Annotated in this window: 13 protein-coding genes and 1 pseudogene; 7 read left to right on the forward strand and 7 right to left on the reverse strand. The window is 64.6% G+C overall.

The annotated features are described in order from the left end of the window. Nucleotides 1-14 precede the first annotated feature (14 nt). Nucleotides 15-338: pseudogene (locus K2O51_RS33425) on the reverse strand (transposase); the annotation flags it as partial. A gap of 667 nt (nucleotides 339-1005) precedes the next feature. After that, nucleotides 1006-2232: a cation:proton antiporter gene (locus tag K2O51_RS33430; protein WP_245002044.1), complete on the reverse strand. Its 1227-nt coding sequence runs from the start codon at nucleotides 2230-2232 to the stop codon at nucleotides 1006-1008. A gap of 259 nt (nucleotides 2233-2491) precedes the next feature. Between K2O51_RS33430 and K2O51_RS33435 the strand changes: the two genes are divergently transcribed. The 7 genes from K2O51_RS33435 to K2O51_RS33465 all read left to right on the forward strand — a co-directional run bounded on the left by K2O51_RS33435 (nucleotide 2492) and on the right by K2O51_RS33465 (nucleotide 9607). Next, nucleotides 2492-3256 (forward strand): GntR family transcriptional regulator, encoded by a 765-nt coding sequence (locus tag K2O51_RS33435; protein ID WP_220631924.1) that lies wholly within the window; start codon nucleotides 2492-2494, stop codon nucleotides 3254-3256. A 139-nt stretch (nucleotides 3257-3395) separates the two neighbouring features. After that, nucleotides 3396-5165: a fumarate reductase/succinate dehydrogenase flavoprotein subunit gene (locus K2O51_RS33440; protein ID WP_220631925.1), complete on the forward strand. Its 1770-nt coding sequence runs from the start codon at nucleotides 3396-3398 to the stop codon at nucleotides 5163-5165. A 9-nt stretch (nucleotides 5166-5174) separates the two neighbouring features. Continuing rightward, the gene (locus tag K2O51_RS33445; RefSeq protein WP_220631926.1) at nucleotides 5175-5420 is read left to right on the forward strand and encodes a 4Fe-4S dicluster domain-containing protein; all 246 of its coding nucleotides are present in this window, start codon (nucleotides 5175-5177) and stop codon (nucleotides 5418-5420) included. Between the two features lie 68 nt (nucleotides 5421-5488). Then, nucleotides 5489-6913: an ABC transporter substrate-binding protein gene (locus tag K2O51_RS33450; protein ID WP_220631927.1), complete on the forward strand. Its 1425-nt coding sequence runs from the start codon at nucleotides 5489-5491 to the stop codon at nucleotides 6911-6913. Next, nucleotides 6910-7743, forward strand: coding sequence for an ABC transporter permease (locus K2O51_RS33455; RefSeq protein ID WP_220631928.1), 834 nt, complete (start codon nucleotides 6910-6912; stop codon nucleotides 7741-7743). Before K2O51_RS33450 ends, K2O51_RS33455 begins: the two co-directional genes overlap by 4 nt. Next, nucleotides 7740-8609 carry an ABC transporter ATP-binding protein gene (locus K2O51_RS33460; RefSeq protein ID WP_220631929.1) on the forward strand — a complete coding sequence of 290 codons (870 nt, stop codon included), beginning with the start codon at nucleotides 7740-7742 and terminating at the stop codon, nucleotides 8607-8609. Before K2O51_RS33455 ends, K2O51_RS33460 begins: the two co-directional genes overlap by 4 nt. Continuing rightward, nucleotides 8606-9607: a HEAT repeat domain-containing protein gene (locus K2O51_RS33465; RefSeq protein WP_220631930.1), complete on the forward strand. Its 1002-nt coding sequence runs from the start codon at nucleotides 8606-8608 to the stop codon at nucleotides 9605-9607. The genes K2O51_RS33460 and K2O51_RS33465 overlap by 4 nt, the downstream gene beginning before the upstream one ends. A gap of 56 nt (nucleotides 9608-9663) precedes the next feature. Here the strand turns inward: K2O51_RS33465 and K2O51_RS33470 are convergent, their stop codons facing one another. The 5 genes from K2O51_RS33470 to K2O51_RS33490 form a co-directional block, all read right to left on the reverse strand. Then, complete coding sequence (locus tag K2O51_RS33470) at nucleotides 9664-10914, reverse strand: acyl-CoA dehydrogenase family protein (RefSeq protein WP_220631931.1); 1251 nt, start codon at nucleotides 10912-10914, stop codon at nucleotides 9664-9666. Then, entirely contained in the window at nucleotides 10907-12277 is a 1371-nt protein-coding gene (locus tag K2O51_RS33475) for an NtaA/DmoA family FMN-dependent monooxygenase (protein WP_220631932.1), read from the reverse strand. The genes K2O51_RS33470 and K2O51_RS33475 overlap by 8 nt, the downstream gene beginning before the upstream one ends. Before the next feature lie 34 nt (nucleotides 12278-12311). Further along, nucleotides 12312-13313, reverse strand: coding sequence for an NrtA/SsuA/CpmA family ABC transporter substrate-binding protein (locus tag K2O51_RS33480; protein ID WP_220631933.1), 1002 nt, complete (start codon nucleotides 13311-13313; stop codon nucleotides 12312-12314). Nucleotides 13314-13402: 89 nt separating this feature from the next. Further along, complete coding sequence (locus K2O51_RS33485) at nucleotides 13403-14122, reverse strand: ABC transporter ATP-binding protein (protein ID WP_220631934.1); 720 nt, start codon at nucleotides 14120-14122, stop codon at nucleotides 13403-13405. After that, complete coding sequence (locus K2O51_RS33490; protein ID WP_220631935.1) at nucleotides 14122-15021, reverse strand: ABC transporter permease subunit; 900 nt, start codon at nucleotides 15019-15021, stop codon at nucleotides 14122-14124. The genes K2O51_RS33485 and K2O51_RS33490 overlap by 1 nt, the downstream gene beginning before the upstream one ends. Nucleotides 15022-15039 lie beyond the last annotated feature (18 nt).

A 15039-nucleotide genomic window follows, 5' to 3' on the forward strand; every position in this document is an offset into this window, starting at 1 on the left:
CGAGTTATCTGCGCTTAAGCATGTTTGAAGGTATCGCCATATTTCAACATAGCCCACGCCATTCTCGCCTTCTTGGCTGCAATGGCGATGGCTGCTCGCCAGTATCCGCGACGTTCTATGAGGTCTCTGACCCAACGGCCATATCGATCCTGCTTGTCGCCCAGGTTTGTCATGACCGCGCGAGCCCCGAGTACCAGAAGCGTGCGCAAGTAAGCGTCTCCGGCTCTGGTGATGCTGCCTAGGCGCTGCTTGCCTCCACTGCTGTGCTGTCCCGGCGTCAACCCTAACCAGGCCGCCACCTGGCGGCCATTTCTGAAGTCGTGTCCCGCCCCGATGCTATCTGGGCATCCGCGCGCCTTTTGCCCGGGTGCAATTCGATTTCCATCTCCAGGATGCAGCCAGCGACCGCGAAACGCGCGCCGCCAGCCGCTACGAGACCGCACTCGGCTAAGCGTCCAGCGCATGCCCGGGGCAATCGTTCGACACGTGCAAGATGTAACGGTGATTGCCCGGGAAGCCGCTTCGATCAAGGCTTTCCGGTTTCGCTGCAATTGAGAAATCGCTTCTTTCCGAACCTCTTGAATTACAGGCGTTTTTCTGGCTCAACCGTATCAATCTGCATGGGAAGGACGAATTACCCTGATCGCACCAAGCCGTGGCGCCGACCGCCCACACGGAGACGCCGTGGTTACCGCGGGCATGCAGCCGCCGATAACACAGTGCTTCATTACGAGGCGAACGCCAGTTCCGAGCTCAAAAGCGACGATTCGGTACTCGAGCGACGGGAACGGGTCGGCTACAGTCCTGGACTATCTCAAAGCGGTGTTCGGCCTTGGACCACTGCCGGACTTCTGCGTGTGAGCCTGCCCGCCCCCGCCTGGCTAAGCGGCAGGCGTCTCCCAATGTCCCACGTGATTGGAACCATACAGAATCGGGTAGGATGGCTCCAGGGCGGGTTCTTAGCGCCCGGAGCTGGGAAGTTCCCTCTGCGATCCACGGTGCGGTTCAATCCTCGCACAGGCGCATCGCTGCCAGGGTCAACGGCTTCGCCACCATTGTGGTAGCCAATGCCATTAGCAACAGGCCAGAGAAGGCAGCGGTGCTGATCAGCCGGTTCTCCAGCAAGATCGCCAGAACCACCACTTCCATCAACCCTTTCGTTTGGGCCAGTGCGCCCAGCGTCCACGCATCGCGCCGCCCAAGGCCAGACCAACGCGCGGGCAATGCGGTCCCCGCCATCTTGCCGATCACGGCGACGACCGTCGTCAATGCAAAAACCAACACGGCATCGCTTCCTGCCGCATTAAGGTCCGTCCGCAGGCCCGTCATCAGGAAGAAAAACGGCATCAGCACCACCACAGTGGTGGATTCGAGCCGGGCCTCGAGATCAGCGGCAATGTGGTGCGGTACGACCACGCCCGCCAAAAACCCGCCGAGAATGTAGTGCAGGCCGATCAGTTCAGATACGCAGGCGGACGAAAAGATCAGCACCACCGCGGCCGCGAGCCGCGCGTCGCCTGCGCGCAATGTCGGCAGCCAGCGCGCTAACAGTGGCCTTACGATGACGAACATGGCCGCCACATAGATGGCACCGCCGATTGCCAGTCGCAGCGGATCCTGCGCTGCCTCCCCGGTACTTGCCAGGATGCATGACAGCACGACCCAGATCGCGGCATCGCTGACCGCGGAGCACGCCAGCGCGAGGCGGCCGGCAGTTGTATCGGTCATCCGCATTTCGCGCAGAATGGCACCAAGCACCGGGAGCGCGGTCACTGCCATTGACACGCCCACCGCGATCGCGAACTGCCAACGCGTGGCCAGCTCACCGGCCAACGCCGGTCGCAAGCCATTCAACACCCAGCCCGCTCCGAAGCCCAGTACGAACGGGACCGTCACGCAGCCGACTGCAGCGCTAATCGCGATACGTCGTAGCCCGGTAGCTTGGGCACCGCTGATATGCAGGCCTGACAGAAAGGCAAATAACACTACCGCCAGCCATTGCAGGCCCATCAATGACGCTAACCTTTCCGAGCCAAACAGCGCGTGCCAATGCTCCGGCCAGAGCGCGCCCAGCAAGGACGGCCCCAGCACTATGCCGCCAACGATCTGCATTACCACCAGGGGTACGATGCCTCCCAGGCGGAACGTGCGCCAGAGGATCAACGGCGTGGCGACAACCAGGCATGCCTGGACGAAGAAGATCGCAATCGGAGATATGGCAGACAGGTTCATGGCGCTCCTGCAGCGATGCGGGGGCAGCCGCCCCATCGATACAAACTGCCGATGATACAGACGAGGGACGTTGCGGGAGGCCGAGGCCGACCTAACCTTGCGTGAAGGCCCTTCGCGCGATCTGTCTCGCCCAGCGGAGCAGCCACCGGCAGGGTGTAGAAGATAGACAGAGCAGACCGCTGGTCACCGCGCAGCTTCTCATGCCGGGAACCAAAAGAGCGACGGGACTATAATGCTGCGCGCCCCACGTCCGATACGCATGTCCATCCGCCGCCCCTCTCTCGCAGACGACGATTCCGTCCCGCTCTATATCAGGATCCGTGACACGCTGCGCGCCGGCATCCTGGACGGCAGCCATCCGCCGCACAGCCAAATGCCTTCCGAAAGCGAGTTGCAGGACCGCTTCGGCGTCAGCCGCATCACGATCCGCCAGGCCCTCAGCCATCTGGAACGCGAGGGCCTCATCTTCAAGCGGCACGGCAAGGGGTCGTTCGTGTCGCAGCCGAAGGCGTTCCAGAACGTGACGGCGCTCGAGGGATTCGCCGAGGCGATGTCGCGTATGGGGCACGAGATCGTCAACCGCGTCGTGTCGTTCGATTTTGTCTCGGCGCGCGCGGACGTGGCCCACCGGCTCGACCTCGATCCAGGCACGACGGTCACGGAAATCCACCGCGTACGGCTGCTCAATCGCGCGCCGGTCTCGTACGAGATCACGTTTTTGCCGGAGTCGCTCGGCCGCCAGCTCCAGCGCGCCGACCTCATCACGCGCGACGTCTTCCTGATCCTGGAAAACGACTGCTCGGTGCCGCTCGGCTCGGCGGACCTCAGCATTGATGCCGTCCTGGCCGACAGGCCGCTTGCACGGGCTCTGGAGATCGGGGAAGGTGCTCCGTTGCTGCGCATTGAACGGCTAACTCACGACGGCTCGGGCCGTCCTGTTGACTTCGAGTTCCTCTATTTCCGCAGCGATACCTTCCAGTACCGCCTGCGCATCGACCGGCAAAGCGCCCGGAAACCACGCTGAGTTGACACGCTGCGGCGCATATGCGCGCCGCGCACAAGCATGTGCGAAACCATTCATTGGTGCGACGCGGGGCCGCCCCTACAATCGATCGAACTTGTTATAACAAGTTAGGCGGGCAACTCCGCGCTCCCAAAGGATCATGCAGACACACGAACTCGAATACGACATCGTCGTCGTCGGCGGCGGCACTGCCGGCCCGATGGCGGCCATCAAAGCGAAGCAGCGCAACCCTGCCCTTCGGGTGCTGTTGCTCGACAAGGCCCACGTCAAGCGCAGCGGCGCCATCTCGATGGGTATGGACGGACTCAACAACGCCGTGATCCCGGGCCACGCCACACCGGAGCAGTACACGCGCGAGATCACGGTGGCCAACGACGGCATCGTCAACCAGGCGACCGTGCTGGCCTATGCGCGCCATAGCTTTCGCACCATCGAGGAGCTCGACCGCTGGGGCGTGAAGTTCGAGAAGGACGAGACCGGCGAGTATGCCGTGCGCAAGGTGCACCATATGGGCGCCTATGTGCTGCCGATGCCGGAGGGCCACGACGTCAAGAAGGTGCTCTACCGCCAGCTCAAGCGCGCACGCGTGGACGTGACCAACCGCATCGTCGCCACCCGTGTGCTGACCGGTCCGTCGGGCGAGGCGGCCGGCATCATGGGGTTCGACTGCCGCACGGCAGATTTCTACGTCGTGCCCGCCAAGGCCGTGATCCTCTGCTGCGGCGCCGCCGGGCGGCTCGGCTTGCCGGCCTCGGGTTATCTGATGGGTACCTACGAGAACCCGACCAACGCCGGGGATGGCTATGCCATGGCCTATCACGCGGGTGCGGAACTCGCGAATCTCGAGTGTTTTCAGATCAATCCGCTGATCAAGGACTACAACGGCCCGGCCTGTGCCTATGTCACCGGCCCGCTGGGCGGTTACACGGCCAACGGCCGTGGCGAACGCTTCATCGAATGCGACTACTGGAGCGGCCAGATGATGTGGGAGTTCTACCAGGAACTGCAAAGCGGCAACGGACCGGTGTTCCTGAAGCTGGATCACCTGGCCGAGGAAACCATACGGACCATCGAGACCATTCTCCACACCAATGAGCGCCCGAGCCGCGGACGCTTTCATGCGCGGCGCGGCAACGACTACCGCACGCGGATGATCGAGATGCATATCTCGGAAATCGGTTTCTGCAGCGGACACAGTGCGTCCGGCGTCTGGGTGGACGAGCACGCGGCCACGTCAGTGCCAGGCCTCTATGCGGCAGGAGACATGGCCGCCGTGCCGCACAACTACATGCTAGGCGCGTTCACCTACGGCTGGTTCGCGGGGGAACATGCCGCTGACCGCGCGTCCGAAACGGGACATCCCTCCATCGACGCCGGGCAGGTCGAAGCAGAAAAGGCGCGCGTGTATGCCCCCTTACACCGCGAGCACGGTCTCGCGCCGTCGCAGGTCGAATACAAGCTGCGCCGCTTCGTCAACGACTACCTGCAGCCGCCGAAAGTCACGCGGCGCATGGAGATCGGACTGCAGCGCTTCGGCGAGATCCGTGAGGACCTGTCACAGATATCGGCCGCCAACCCGCACGAACTCATGCGTGCGACCGAGGTGTCAGTGATCCTCGATTGCGCCGAGATGGCGGCGCGTGCTTCGCTGTTCCGCACGGAAAGCCGCTGGGGGCTGTACCACTACCGCGTCGACTATCCCGAGCGCAACGATGCGGACTGGTTTTGCCACGCCCATCTGAAGAAGGCGGAAGACGGCACGATGACGTCATTCAAGCGGCCGGTCGAACCCTACCTGGTGCCGCTCAGCGACAACGAACGCTCGGCCTACTCGCGCCTACGCGTGACGCCAGCCGCCGCGACCACGCCGGCTTCCATCCCGCAACCCGTACAGACCATCGCCGCCTAGGAGAACAACATGGCCCTGGTTCCACGCGATGCGCATGCGCGCACCAGCGTTCCCGTAACGATTGACGAAGACAAGTGCATTGCCGACAAGGGCTGCACGGTCTGCATCGATGTCTGCCCAATGGATCTGCTCGCCGTCGATCCGGTCACCGGCAAGGCGTTCATGAAGTTTGACGAGTGCTGGTACTGCATGCCGTGCGAGCGCGACTGTCCGACCGGCGCAGTCCACGTCGACATTCCCTACTTGCTGCGTTGAAGCTGCACGAAGCCCCCGTTAAGCCTCATTAAGCCCCCGCCCTTCCGCTTGATCCAAAGGAAAGTGACATGAAAAGACCGCTGTTGTTCGCGCTCACCAGCACCGTTTTGCTTGCGGCCCATCCCGCAGGCGCGGAGACCATCCGCGTGGCCATCGGGACGCAGGACACCACGATCAACACCGCCGCAGGCGGTGCGCTGATCCGCGAACTGAAGCTGCTGGAGAAGTACCTGCCCCACGACGGCAAGTACAAGGATGCCGTCTACGACATCCAGTGGAAGAACTTCACCAGCGGCGCACCGATCACGAACGAGATGGTTGCTGGCAAGCTTGACTTTGGGTCGATGGCCGACTTCCCGGGCATCCTCAACGGCGTGGCGAATCAGAAGGCTGGCAGGGGCAGCCTGTTCATCAACGTGTTGTCGGGCAGCACGCAAGGTAGCGGCAACGGCATCGTGGTGCCGGTGGACTCACCGGTGCAGTCGCTGGCTGACCTGAAGGGCAAGACGATCTCGGTGCCGTTCGCGTCGACGTCGCACGGTATGCTGCTGCGTGCCATCGCTGCACAGGGTTGGGATCCGGATCGCGACGTCAACATCATCGCCCAGGCTCCCGAGGTTGCCGGCCCCGCCCTGCAGGCGCGCAAGATCGAGGCGCATGCCGATTTCGTGCCGTTCGCCGAACTGTTCCCGTACCGCGGCTTCGCGCGCAAGATCTATGACGGCTCGCAAGCCAGGGCAGCCACCTTCCACGGGTCACTGGTGCAGAAGGACTACGCGCAGAAGTACCCGGAAGTCGTCGTCGCGTACCTGCGCGCGGTGATCGAGGCGAACCGGCTAATCGCTGCCGAACCGGAGAAGTACAGCGAACTGATCGCAAAGGTGACCGGCGTCGAACCCGAAGTGAACTACCTGTTCCACGGGCCGCTCGGCCTGCAGACGCGTGACTTGACCTGGAAGCCGGAGTACCGCAAGGCCGTGCAGACATCGTTCGAAACGCTCAAGCTGCTCAAACGCGCTGATGGCGACCTCGACGTCGACGCGTTCATCGACGATCGTTACCTGCGCGCCGCGTTCCAGGCCGAGAAGCTGGACTACGAGGCAGCGCTGCGCGACTACGCCCCGCTGCCGCTCAAGGCCAACGACGCGGTGACCGGCAAACGCATCGACAAGTTTGATCGCGTGGCACAGGTCTGGGTGCGTGGAGAATCTCGCGTGCGCAACTACGCATCGCCCGAGACGGCCCTCCAGGCACTGGCCGCCGTCCAGCGCGATGGCAAAGAGATTCGTGCGTTCTATGCGCAGGACCGCGAGTCCGGCATCAAGCTGCTGGGCAATCAGGCGTGGTTCGCACGCGACAAGGATGGCCGCCTGAACGCCTTCCTGCTCAAGGCGCGCGCCCAGGCGTGGGCCAGTCAGAATGCGGGGCAGGTGGTTGATTTTGCCGGCGCCCGTCAAACGGTCACACTGGCCGCCCGTCAGGAGCCGCGATGACGAGACATGTGCTGTCCCGCACGGCACCCGTAGCATCGCTTGCCTCGAAAAAGCGCCCTGCCCGCACCGCCTTGCAGGCGGCGTCACTGGTGTTTGGCCTTTTTTGCTGGCACCTTGCCACGCAGCATCGCCTGCACCTTGGCGTGGTGACGTTCGAGAACGTGCCGACGCCAGCCGAGACGCTTGCCGCGGGCTGGTCGCTGCTGCAATCCCCAAAGCTCGCCCAGCATCTGGCGAGCAGCCTGTCGCGCGTGGGCTGGGGCTACGCGTCCGCGGCGCTGCTCGCGACGGTGCTTGGCCTGCTGATCGGCCGCTCGCAATGGGTGCGCGTCATACTGTTGCCACCGCTTGAAGTGCTGCGACCGATTCCGGCCGTCGCGTGGATCCCGCTGGCGATCCTGATGTTTCCATCGTCCGAGCTGTCGATGATCTTCATCACCTTCACTGGGGCGTTCTTCCCGATCTTGCTGGGCGCGATCCACGGTGCCGAGTCGGTTGACCCGCGCCTGGTGGCATCGGCGCGCAGCCTTAGCGCCGGGCGCGCCGCCGTGCTGCGCGAGGTGGTGCTGCCCGGAGCCGCGCAGGGCATCGTGACCGGGCTGGCGATCGGCATGGGCACGTCCTGGTTCTGCCTGGTCACGGCGGAGATGATTTCAGGTCAGTTTGGCATTGGCTATTACACATGGGAGTCGTACACGGTGCAACGCTATCCCGACATTATTGTCGGCATGTTGGTGATTGGCATGCTCGGAATGGGCAGCAGCGCGCTGGTAAGGCTGGTGGGGCAACGCGCGACGCCCTGGCTGGCGGTAGCGGGGAGCGGGCGATGACGACTGCCCACCTTGTCACCCGCCCAGGCGCCGTCACGCTCGAATCCCTGTCCATCGCGCTGGGCAGCGGTACGCAGCGCTTCACGGCGGTGCGCGACGTCAACGTGTCGATCGCGCCAGGCGAGTTCGTCTGCATCCTCGGCCCCTCAGGCTGCGGCAAGTCGACCTTGCTCGGCGTACTGGCCGGGCATATCGTCCCGGTTGAAGGCCGCGCGACCCTGGACGGCACAAGGATTGACGGTCCCGATCCCGCGCGCGGCATCGTGTTCCAGCAACACACATTATTTCCGTGGCGCAAGACGCTCGACAACGTCGGCTTCGGTCTCAAGATGCAGGGCATCGGCAAAGAAGAACGCCGCCGCCGCGGCCGTGAGCTGCTTGAACGGGTGGGGCTGGCTGCTTTTGCCGATCGCTACCCATCCCAGCTATCGGGCGGCATGCAGCAGCGCGCGGAGATCGCCCGGGCCATGATTACCGGGCCGCGCGTGCTGCTGATGGATGAACCTTTCGGCGCGCTCGACGCGCAAACACGCGCGATGATGCAGGCGTTGCTGCTCGACGTGTGGAGCGAGTACCGGCCCACGGTCGTGTTCGTCACCCACGACATCGATGAAGCGCTGTTCCTGGCCGACCGCATCCTGGTGATGAGTCCCGGACCCGGCACCATCATCGAAGACTTGCGCGTGCCGTTCGCCCGCCCACGCGAACGTGCCGAATCGCGCGCCCTCGTCACCGAACCCGAATTCATCGCCATCAAGCGACACCTGCTGGCGCTGCTGCGCCATCGCCAGCCCACCCTGCCCGCGCCGCGTCTCAGTCCACTGGACGACGGGCGCGTCTTCGCACCGACCTCTCCGACCCCATGACCACCAACGCTTCTCCGGTTGCCACTAGTGTCCCGTTCGCCGATTCTCGCTTTGCCGATGCCGACCCCGCCGTGCGACGACTGGCCGTCATTGCCGCTGCAGAAAGTGAGGACGAGGGCCAACAGCCGCTCCTGCTCCGGGCCTTACGCCGGGATACCGACGCTGACGTGCGGCGCACCGCGGCAGAGTATCTTGCCGCCTGGGAAACACCCGATGCTATCGACGCCTTGTGCGATGCGTTGGGCGATCGTGACGCCGCCACCCGCGAAGCCGCGGCCGAGAGCTTGTCGGCGCTGAAGCTGCCCGCGCTGGGCGTACGCCTGCTGCCGCGCCTGGCGGGTGCCGGAGACACTGCACGCGCCGCGATACTTCGCGCGCTGCGGGAACTGCGATTGCCCGACAGTGCGGGGCCTGCGCACGCGGCACTCGCTGATCCCGCCGCGGCGGTACGACGCGAAGCGATCGGCGTGCTCGGATGGCTGCGCCACACGCCTGCCCTCCCTGCGCTTGCAGCGCTCGCACGCAACGACGGGAATGCGGACGTGCGACGTGCCGCGGTCGGCGCACTTGGCTTCGCAGCGAATGACAGCGTGCTTCCCACGTTGCTCCAGGCACTCGACGACAAACATTGGCAGGTTCGGGAGGAAGCTGCCGCCACGCTTGGCAAGCTGCGGCAGATCGCTGCCCGCCAGACGCTGGAGACAGCGCTCGACGACCCATACTGGCAAGTAACGCTGCAGGCCGCGCGGGCCTTGGGAAGGCTGCGCGATCCCGCCAGTGGCGACGCGTTGGCCCGACTGCTGACGTATCCGATCAGCAATGTACGCAAGGAAGCCGCCCTGGCGCTAGGCGAGGTGGGCAGCGTTGAGGAACTCGCGGTGCTGGAAGCCGCATTGCAGGACGGCGATCCTGAGGTTCGAAAATCCGCGCGCATCGCCATTGCCCAGATCATGGAGCGCTCCGCAGCGACGAGCCCCCTGACCCCTGTGGACAGGTGATCGGCCAGGGCGCGGCGCCGTCGTCGCTGGCCGCGCGCAACCCGTGCATCTTGCGCCTAGAAGAAGGCGCCCGTCGGCGGTAACGTGCCGTTCAGGTAGTGGTCGCCCAGCACGCGCTCCTTGTACAGGCGCGGATTGTGCGAGGCGATGACCTTGATATTGCGCCAGTGCCGGTCGAGCGCGGCCTGCGCCGAGACGCCGCTGCCGCTCGACACGTCAATCAGCAGGCTGGCGATGGTGGGCGCTACCTCGTCCGTCACGACCTTTGCTTCCGACGCAGCCAGCGTCGAACGCAGCGAGAGCCGGTGCGCATCCGGCGTCCCGGCGGCATGCCATGCCGCATCGAACGCATGGACCGCGCGCTCGGTCACCGCCCGCACCGCGCTTCTGTACGCGGCGATCCGGCCGACGGCTGCCTGCAGTTCGGGTTCATCCGCGGGGCGCGGCGCGAGCCCATGGTAGTAGTTGCGGCGCCGCTCCTTGACCAGCGCGATGGCGTCCGCCAGTATCCGCTCGACGATGCCGGCGATGACCGTCGTCAGGTAGATCTGGTGGAACGTAAAGCTGTAAGACGGTGGGCTGCCGTCGTCACTGCTGGCCCGGCTCCGCACTGGCATCTCGAACAGATCCGCATCCAGGATGCGCACCCGCTCGAATACCGTGGTCCCCGAGCCGGTCAGCTTCTGTCCAAAGCCGTCCCAGTCGTCGTCGAGCTTCACTCCGGGCGCGGATGCCGCGACGAGGAATTGCCGGATCGTGCCGCGCTCCGGCTCCACCGCGCTCGAAAAAAGGTAGTCGGAGTACAGATTCCCGGTCGAATAGATCTTGCTGCCCGACACATGCCAGGCGGGTTCGCCAGGCACCGGTTCGAGCCGCGTGGATGGCACCTGGGCAAGCGATCCGGCCGGCTCGCCCGTGAGTTCGTTGAAGACCACGCCAAACGTTTTCCCGTCGGCCGCCAGCGACAGAATCCGGGATGACAGGACTTCGCCGGGAGTCAGCAGGTGCTGCTCGATCGCGAAGAAGTGATTGCGGAAGATGTGCGCCAGATTCGAGTCGGCGGCAGCAAGATCGCGGACGAGTTCGAATAACGCCGGCAGGGATACGCCCTTGCCACTGTTTCCCTTTCCGAGGCGCACCGCCCCGAAGCCGCACGCCTTCAGGGCGGCGACTTCTTCGTAGGCAAGGCGATGCCCTACATCCCTCGCGGCAGCTCCGGCTGCCAGTTTACGGAACAGTTCGTCGTAGCCAAGCTCACGCGTGACGTCACTCCACGGCAGCAGGTCAATGGCGGCAGTATCAGACATGGTTTGCCTCTTCTTGCCGCCGCGAATAGCGGGACTCCCGCGGGTCTACGTACTGAGGCAAACCGAGGTGGTCACGAAGCGTCGTGCCCGTGTACTCCGTCCGGAATCTGCCGGCTTTCTGCAGCACCGGAATAAGGTGGTCGACCACATCTTCCAGGCCGCTCGTCTGCACGTCGATATTGAGATTGAAGCCATCGGCCGCGCGCGTGTCGACCCAGTGCAGGATATCGGCCGCCACCTGCTCCGGCGCGCCGACGACTACGCGGTGTCCGCCTGTGATATTGCTCACCAGTGCCTGGCGCACGGTCCAGTCGTTGGCGCGTGCCTCGTTGAGGATTTCCTGCCGGTGCCAGCGCGAGGCAATCGGCACACGTGATTCGGCCTGTGCGATCTTGTCGTAGGGCAGCTTCGTGTCCAATGGCAGGTCGGATGGGTCGAGCGCGAGGTGGCGCGCCAACTCCTCGCGCAGGAAGTCGTGATCGAGCCGCTCATCGAGTTCGCGCTTGCGCCGCTGTGCTTCGGCTTCGGTGTCGCCAAGGATCGGAAACAGGCCTGGCATCACGAGCAGATGATCGGGGTTGCGCCCGTAGCCACGCGCGAGGGTCTTCACATCGGCATAGAACTTCCTGCCTTTCTCGATGCTGCGCTGGCCAGTAAAGAGCGCATCGGCGAAACGCGCGCCGAACGCCTTGCTGTCGTCCGACTGGCCGGCCTGGAAGATCACCGGGCGCCCCTGTGGCGTCACTGGCGTCGACAGCGCGCCGGCGCTGCGAAAATGGGCGCCGTGGTACTGGATGGGCCGCAGGCTGTCCCTATCGACGTAGACGTGGCGCGCAGCATCGGCCACGACCGCGCGGTGCGGCAGCGAATCCCAAAGCTGGACGACGATCTCGGCAAACTCGGTCGCCCGCTGGTATCGTGCCTGCTGGTCAAAACCGTGTTCAATGCCGTAGGCCGCCAAGGCCACCGGTGCCTGGCTCGTGATGATGTTCCAGGCCGCGCGCCCCTTGCTGACATGATCCAGCGATGCCAACTGGCGCGCCACCGTGTACGGGTGGCCAAACAGGGTTGACGTCGTCACCACGAGGCCAATGTGCCGTGTGGCGTGACTGAGCGCGGCGTGCAACGTAAGCGGGTCCAACGCACGCCAGGGGCGGTGAAATGCCTCGGAGACGAGGCCGCCGGGGCCGTCGGCCAGGAATAGCGCATCGATCTTGCCGCGCTCGGCGACTTGCGCGATGCGAATGAAGGCGTCGATATCGGTGGAGAGCGTGGCAGCGTCGGGTAACGTCTTCCAGGCGGCATCGTGCCGTCCGGATGCAAGGACGTTGACACCCAGGCGAACTTGAGGAGCTTCTGACATAGCGGATCCGTTGAAAGCGAGGTGCGGCGTGGCGTCAGACGCGCACCGAGAAGTCGGCCACCTTGACCTGCTTCGTCAGGATGCGACGCGCGGAAAGCCAGTCGGCGGCCCGCTGGAAGTCCGCCAGGAATGCCTGGTCATTGCCCTCATAGAAGACGTTCTTGCGACGCAGCGCGATCAGGTGGTCTCGCACCGCGTTGGCATACTTGCCCTCCTTCTGCGCGAAGGTTTCGGACTCGACCGGATGTTCGTCGATCCACTTGCCTTCGATCTTGTAGGCGTCGATGACCGCGCGGACGAGCGCGGAGTTGTCGGTCGCGAAGCGCCGTGCAGTAACCAGCGACGAATAATCGATCAGAAAGTCGAGATCCTTGCCCTCGAAGAAGATGTCCTTCGCGTCGAACTGGTCGCGAGCGATATCCACACCCGGCGACCACATCGACCAGGCATCGACCTTGCCCTGGCCGAACGCCGGCGCTGCATCTGGCGGATTCAGATAGACGAACTCAACTTTCGAACGGTCAACGCCATGCTTCTCCAGCGCAGCTACCAGCAGGAACTCGCCGAGGCCCGAACGGTTGACCGCCACCTTGCGGCCGACCAGGTCGCGCACCGAGTTGATGCCGGAGTTCCTTTTGACGATGATCGCCGTGCTGCGCGGCCCGTAGACGTTGAACTGCGCGAAGACAAGCGGCGATCCCGCGATCATTGCCGCGAGCGCGGGCGTGGTGCTGCCCCAGAAGCCGAAGTCGGCGCTGCCGCCCACCACGGCCTGGAGCGACGGCGCGTGGTTGGGGAACGGACCGACCCACTCCACTTTGATGCCCTTGGCTGACAGGTTCTTTTCGAACTCGCCACGCTCGCGGGCGATGAGTGGGAGACCTCCGGGACCCCATCCGACGCGAACCTTGTCCGTGTTGCGGGTGCCCTGCGCGAGCACGCCATGTGACAGTGAGAGTCCGGCTGTTGCGCCGACGGCCAGGCCGCCCTGCAGCAGCCGGCGTCGGGTCAGAGAGAATGGCGAGTGCTGTGTCATCGAGACCTCGTGAAATGGCAAGACGGAAGGGAAAGAAAATGAGAAGGGCCACGACGGACGCGGCCCTGTGAGAAAGGGGCTGGGCAGGATCAGGCGACTTCGGTTTCGACACCAAGCTCGCGCAACAGGCTCGCCCGTAGTGCACTGCCATTGTGTTCGCCGACATGCCATGAGGCGGCGATACGCCCGCCACGCATGACGAGGATGCGGTCGGCAATGGCGATGGCCTCGTCAACATCGTGCGTGACCAGCAACACGCCCGGCCGGTGTCGCGCGACGAGTTCGCGCACAAGGACGTGCATCTTGATCCGCGTCAGCGCGTCCAGCGCAGCGAAGGGTTCATCGAGCAGCATCAGCTTGGGCTCGCGCACCAACGCGCGCGCCAGTGCCACGCGCGCCGCCTGACCGCCTGACAGCCGGCGTGGCAGGTCCTCCTCTCGGCCGCCCAGACCGACTTCGCGCAGCGCGGCCTCCGCCAGCGGGCGGCCTGTGTCGTCGGCAATTCCGAGTGCCACGTTCCGCCACAGGGACATCCATGGCATCAGGCGGTGCTCCTGGAACACGACGGCGGGCTGCGCGGGCCCGTCCACGTGACCGGCATCAATCCGGTCGAGTCCGGCCAGCGCACGCAGGAGCGTGGTCTTGCCGCAACCGCTCTCACCCAGGAGTGCAACGAACTCGCCAGTCTCAATGCGCAAGTCGAGGTTGTCGACCACCGCACGGCCGCTGTACCGTCGCACGAGTCCTCGCACGACAACGGCCGCGCCACCGCTAGCTGCCTGCCCGGCGCCCTGCTCTGTCCCGGCCATCACCGTACCCCCTCGCTATCGCGTCTAACGTCGTAATTGGGGTGCCACGCGAGCAGCCTGCGCTCCAGCAGGCGCGCGAGAGCGTCTGCGCCGACGCCGATCGCTGCATAAATCAGCAGCGTCAACACGATCACGTTGGTCTGCAAGAATTCACGGGCATCCATCGCCAGGAAGCCGATGCCCTTGGTCGTGGCGATTGTCTCCGCAATCACCAGCGCCAGCCATGACACCGCCAGTGCATAGCGCACGCCGGTCAAAATCGATGGCATGGCGCCCGGCAGAATGATTTTCCGGATTTGGCCGATGCGGCTCAGGCCTGTCACCCTGCCCACTTCGAGCAATTTCGGGTCCACCTGCCGGATGCCAAGCACCGTGTTGATGTAGATCGGAAACAGCACGGCGAGCGAGACGAGGAAGATCTTGCCGCTCTCCTCCACCCCAAACCAAATGATGACGAGCGGCAGCAGAGCAAGGAATGGCACCGCTCGCACCATCTGCACCGAGCGGTCGAACAACGCTTCGGCCAGTGGAGAAAAGCCCACCAGGATGCCCAGCGCAAGTCCGAGTGAGCCGCCGATCGCAAAGCCGAGGGCCGCGCGCGCGAGGCTGTAGCCGAGGTGCAGGAACAACGAGCCATCGCGCATCATTTCCCAAGCTGTCATGGCCACGCGGCTGGGCGCAGGAAGCACCTGCGGCTCGATGTACCCGGCACGCGAAAGCATCTCCCACACCGCCAGCACCAGTGCCGGCGCGACCCACGAAAGGATGGCAAGTCCCGTGCGGCGCAAGTCGACATGCGCGCGCAGGGCCGTGGCGGCCAGGGAAACGGGTGACGTGGATGGCGTGGATGCCGTGGCGCCGTGTCCCGCGAGAACTGGCTTGGAAATGCTCGATGTCATGGCTCGGTTTGTCGTGCC

Source organism: Cupriavidus pinatubonensis, assembly GCF_019602855.1.
In the GTDB taxonomy this organism is placed as follows: domain Bacteria; phylum Pseudomonadota; class Gammaproteobacteria; order Burkholderiales; family Burkholderiaceae; genus Cupriavidus; species Cupriavidus pinatubonensis.